Genomic DNA, 4,614 nt, shown 5'->3' with positions numbered 1-4,614 from the left:
GAAAGGTCGGGAACAGGTTGCTACCCTATTCCCTTCCTAGCCGTTAGGCTAATTTATTTAAAACGATGATAAGTACATCAAGCATAGCTAGTACTTTTGTACTTACCGCCCACGCTAACAGTGTTAGCAAGATGATCAGAGTAATAATTTCTGATGTTTTCACATAAATCACCCCCTTAGCACTATAAGGCTAAGCGACTAGGCTCACACTATGAACGGTAGTGCGAGCCGCCGCCATAGTGCGAAAGTGATTTTAACACATAACCGCCTAACAAGGCGGTTATGTTTTATTCAAGGCTAAATTGCTAGACTTTTGCGCTTAAATTCGCCAAAATCTGTTTTTTTGTTCTACAAACAAATTATCCGAATTTCCGCGCAATGTACGTTTCAGGCTGCCTGAAAAGAAATTTATTTAGTAAAATCAAAGGATAATTTATGTTAAATAAGTTAAAAATCGGCACATTATTATTGCTGACATTAACGGCTTGTTCGCCCAATTCTGTTCATTCGGTAACGTCTAATCCGCAGCCTGCTAGTGCGCCTGTGCAACAATCAGCCACACAAGCCACCTTTCAACAGACTTTGGCGAATTTGGAACAGCAGTATCAAGCCCGAATTGGCGTTTATGTATGGGATACAGAAACGGGACATTCTTTGTCTTATCGTGCAGATGAACGCTTTGCTTATGCGTCCACTTTCAAGGCGTTGTTGGCTGGGGCGGTGTTGCAATCGCTGCCTGAAAAAGATTTAAATCGTACCATTTCATATAGCCAAAAAGATTTGGTTAGTTATTCTCCCGAAACCCAAAAATACGTTGGCAAAGGCATGACGATTGCCCAATTATGTGAAGCAGCCGTGCGGTTTAGCGACAACAGCGCGACCAATTTGCTGCTCAAAGAATTGGGTGGCGTGGAACAATATCAACGTATTTTGCGACAATTAGGCGATAACGTAACCCATACCAATCGGCTAGAACCCGATTTAAATCAAGCCAAACCCAACGATATTCGTGATACGAGTACACCCAAACAAATGGCGATGAATTTAAATGCGTATTTATTGGGCAACACATTAACCGAATCGCAAAAAACGATTTTGTGGAATTGGTTGGACAATAACGCAACAGGCAATCCATTGATTCGCGCTGCTACGCCAACATCGTGGAAAGTGTACGATAAAAGCGGGGCGGGTAAATATGGTGTACGCAATGATATTGCGGTGGTTCGCATACCAAATCGCAAACCGATTGTGATGGCAATCATGAGTACGCAATTTACCGAAGAAGCCAAATTCAACAATAAATTAGTAGAAGATGCAGCAAAGCAAGTATTTCATACTTTACAGCTCAACTAACAAATTCATTTTGTTAGAAAAAGTGAAAATTTAGGGCTGAAAAAGCCGTTGAAACTTGCTTTCAATGGCTTTTTTAGTCTAACAACCGCAGGGCGTTAGCAGAAAGGTGCACGAATTTTCATAAAATTACACGGTAAGAAAGGTGTATGGATTTTCACAAAGGTGTACAGATTTTAATAAAATACACCTTAAAGCCTTTAATACCAATGCTTTAGAAAAGAAAAAGGGATCGAACTTTTGACATTCGATCCCTTTTCCTATAATCTGTATCAGTACGTTCTTTGCTATGATCCAGACGTGAACAATCTAATCATAGCAAAGGGTAGCTAGTAATGCAAGAGATTGCGAAGCGTCCCTACTACCAAAAAACCATTCAACGACGTAAACAAGAAACGTAAACCTTAAATTAGACGGTCTTCAGCTCGGACTTCGGAAGAATAAACAGGCGTAGAAGTGATAACGTTCTTAATACGAAAATTAAGCTCTGTCTCCGTTTCGTGCTACGGTTAGAAAGGCGAAAGCCCCAAGAAATACAAGCACACCTGATAAGCGAGATTTAAGGATACAGCGGAATTGATTGTTTAAGTCTGCAATTCCCACCCTGATAAACGCCACAACGTTTTATTGTTGCCCCATTCACGCAACATTTGAGAACCGAATAGAAATCTTTTAGTAAAAAGCGTTCTTTTTGGGTCAGCGGTTAATGTGGACGGTTTAACGGTTTTTCCCCTGCGGGTCGTATTGAAAAGCCATTGAAAAGCTGATGGATAACTCTTCGAGTTACCCACGAGCTTTCCAACAGCTTTCCAACACTAAAAACCTACCGCCCACAATAACCACTTCCCTAATAATAAAATTTTTTTATTTTTATTTTGGTTCAAAGGCTCACGATGTTCGCCTAATAAAACGAAGTCGCCTATCGGCTCCGCTGATTTTTATATATCACTCTCGGGGCTTTTGGTGTACTATTGTCTTTTGTAATAGCAAGGACACAAAAAGGGTACTCTTCGAGTTTCCTTTTTGACCTTGCAAAAGGGCTTTGCCCCCTTGACCCCCGACCGCTTTCAGCGGTCAAAATAGAAGAACGGACACCATTATGAAACGTGAGAAAGAGATAAAAATCAGGCTCACCGAAAACGAGTATCAAGCCTTGTTAGAGAGAAAAACGAAAGCAAGGCTTGCGGAGTGGGTTCGGGAAGTTGCCCTAGAACAGCAACCTAAGCGACAGCCGAAAGTAATCGACCCTGCGTTACTGTTCGAGCTGAACCGCATAGGCGTAAACCTGAACCAAATCGCCCGACAATGCAACAGTCAAAAGCCGAGCATTGACCTTGTTAGCGTGTTGGCGACCTTGCGAGAAATTGAAAAAAATCTCAAAAAATTGCGAGAATTGAGCCTATGATCGTTAAATTTTTTAAGAAACACGGTAAGGGAAAAGCTAGTAGTTGCAAGGCTTGCGTGGACTATTTACTAAATAAGCCTGACGACACCGCCCAAATCCTGCAGGGCGATCCCCGACTATCACAAAGTATTGCTGATAGTCTTGATTTTAATAACACTTACACCGCAGGTTGCTTGTCTTTTGAAGAAAGCGACCTACCCGAAATACAAAAGCGTGAGATTATGGCACGCTTTGAAAAGGCAATGTTTGCAGGGCTTGAGCCTGAACAATATAACATTGCGTGGGTACAACACACCGACAAAGGCAGGCTTGAGCTGAATTTCGTTATCCCAAACGTAGAGATGACAAGCGGAAAACGCCTACAACCCTACTACGACAGGGCAGACCGCCCACTTGCTGAAAACTTCAAGCAGGTAATCAACCACGAATACAGCCTAAGCGACCCAAACAACCCTATAAAGCAAAAAAACCTGATTGACCGCAAAGACCTACCAACCGATAAAAAACAGGCTTTACAGGCGATTACGGACGGTTTAACAGCTTTAGCGAACGCAGGGCAGATAAACGACCGACAGGACGTTATAAATGCCCTAGAACGTGCAGGTTTTGAAATTGCACGCATTACGCCAAAAAACCTATCAATCAAGACTGACGGACAGAATTTAAGATTAAAAGGGGCTTTCTATGAGCAAGATTTTAGATTTAGCACAGACCTTTCAGCAGACATCACAGAAAGAGCTAGAGAGTACAAGCGAGATAGTGCAGAACGCTATCAAACGGCACGAGCAAAACTTGATACAGCAGTTACAGCACGCAGGGAACAATTTAGCCGAAAATATCCAAATCGAGCAGGCGAAATTGATAAAAAATACCGTGAGAATGTATCGCTTGCCGACCCTAATCGCCTTGACGATATTAACCTTGATAGCCATAACCGCAGGCGTTTTGACGTGGCAGGCGAAGAACGCCTATCAAGAGATGACCGAATGGCAAAGCTCAGCCGAGATAGCCAAAGAGCAGAGTGGGGGGATCAAGCTATCAACTTGCAAAACGGAGAAAGGGATAAAGCCTTGTGTAGCAGTGGACAAGGATTTTATCAACTCAACGTGGGGCGAGAACCTGAAAGTAATCGAAATCCACGAAACCAAGAAACAGGGGAAAAAATAAATGGCGACCGAACTAGAACTACTTTACGAGAAAACCTTGAAAACCTTGCTAGAACAGCAAGAAACAGAGCGAGTGAAATTATCGAAAGAATTAGAGAGCTTGCGAGCCGAAAACGCCTTGATCATTCAACAGTACAACGAAATCAGCGAGCAATTAACGACATTACAGAGTTTAATAAACAGCTTGAAACGGTAATATCTCAACGCAAAAGACAAAGCAGGGGTATAAGCAGATAACACAAGGGGGAGAATTATGGCAACACTTATGGAAAAAGACAGTTTAATAAATGGTATTTCTCAAACACTCGGCTTAATCGTGGCTCAAACAGGTGGTAGAAACGAAGATAGCGAGTTATTAGCAGGCTTGCGTAACAAGCTATACGCTCTTAAACCAGAAGAAATTGACTACGAAGAACTTTCTAAGTTAGTGAGAGAAAAATTTAATAAATATAAATTTTAGGGGGATTTATGCAAGATGATGAAAAATTAACACCTGAAATTTTAGCTAGACGGGAATTTCATATAAAAAACGCCTTAGCCAGTTTTGCATTAGAAGGGGAATATCCATCTAAAGAATGTGAAGTATTACTGAAAAAATATGTTTCTGGAGAAATTAAAACTCTAGACGAATTAAGAATAAGATTATTTGAAAAGTAGATAACTTGAAAAATCAGGGGATAGGGCATACAATGG

The 4,614-nt window shown here is 41.5% G+C and carries 5 protein-coding genes and 1 pseudogene; all 6 read left to right on the top strand.

Translation table 11 applies throughout. From position 1 onward, the window contains the following. Window positions 1-435 precede the first annotated feature (435 nt). The 6 genes and pseudogenes from V6670_RS22985 to V6670_RS22960 all read left to right on the top strand — a co-directional run bounded on the left by V6670_RS22985 (window position 436) and on the right by V6670_RS22960 (window position 4,578). On the top strand, window positions 436-1,353 hold the full coding sequence (locus V6670_RS22985) for a broad-spectrum class A beta-lactamase ROB-1 (protein ID WP_005618523.1): 918 nt from the start codon (window positions 436-438) through the stop codon (window positions 1,351-1,353). A 1,096-nt stretch (window positions 1,354-2,449) separates the two neighbouring features. Continuing rightward, window positions 2,450-2,755, top strand: coding sequence for a plasmid mobilization relaxosome protein MobC (locus V6670_RS22980; protein WP_005618548.1), 306 nt, complete (start codon window positions 2,450-2,452; stop codon window positions 2,753-2,755). Then, window positions 2,752-3,432: pseudogene (locus V6670_RS22975) on the top strand (relaxase/mobilization nuclease domain-containing protein); the annotation flags it as partial. The gene V6670_RS22980 and the pseudogene V6670_RS22975, both read left to right, overlap by 4 nt. 7 nt (window positions 3,433-3,439) lie before the next feature. Next, window positions 3,440-3,922 (top strand): MbeB family mobilization protein, encoded by a 483-nt coding sequence (locus V6670_RS22970; protein WP_338654773.1) that lies wholly within the window; start codon window positions 3,440-3,442, stop codon window positions 3,920-3,922. Between the two features lie 252 nt (window positions 3,923-4,174). Next, window positions 4,175-4,381 (top strand): hypothetical protein, encoded by a 207-nt coding sequence (locus V6670_RS22965; protein WP_005618528.1) that lies wholly within the window; start codon window positions 4,175-4,177, stop codon window positions 4,379-4,381. Between the two features lie 8 nt (window positions 4,382-4,389). Next, complete coding sequence (locus V6670_RS22960; RefSeq protein ID WP_005618527.1) at window positions 4,390-4,578, top strand: antitoxin VbhA family protein; 189 nt, start codon at window positions 4,390-4,392, stop codon at window positions 4,576-4,578. Window positions 4,579-4,614 lie beyond the last annotated feature (36 nt).

It is taken from the genome of Lysinibacillus sp. Y5S-8, from assembly GCF_036894365.1.
Classification (GTDB): Bacteria; Bacillota; Bacilli; order Bacillales_A; family Planococcaceae; genus Lysinibacillus; species Lysinibacillus fusiformis_D.
This window is presented reverse-complemented; position numbering and strand designations above follow the sequence as displayed.

Bases quoted from the DNA above. Each gene is read 5' to 3' on its own strand.
- V6670_RS22980 (WP_005618548.1), top strand. From the start codon at position 2,450: ATGAAACGTGAGAAAGAGATAAAAATCAGGCTCACCGAAAACGAGTAT.
- V6670_RS22965 (WP_005618528.1), top strand. From the start codon at position 4,175: ATGGCAACACTTATGGAAAAAGACAGTTTAATAAATGGTATTTCTCAA.
- V6670_RS22985 (WP_005618523.1), top strand. From the start codon at position 436: ATGTTAAATAAGTTAAAAATCGGCACATTATTATTGCTGACATTAACG.
- V6670_RS22970 (WP_338654773.1), top strand. From the start codon at position 3,440: ATGAGCAAGATTTTAGATTTAGCACAGACCTTTCAGCAGACATCACAG.
- V6670_RS22960 (WP_005618527.1), top strand. From the start codon at position 4,390: ATGCAAGATGATGAAAAATTAACACCTGAAATTTTAGCTAGACGGGAA.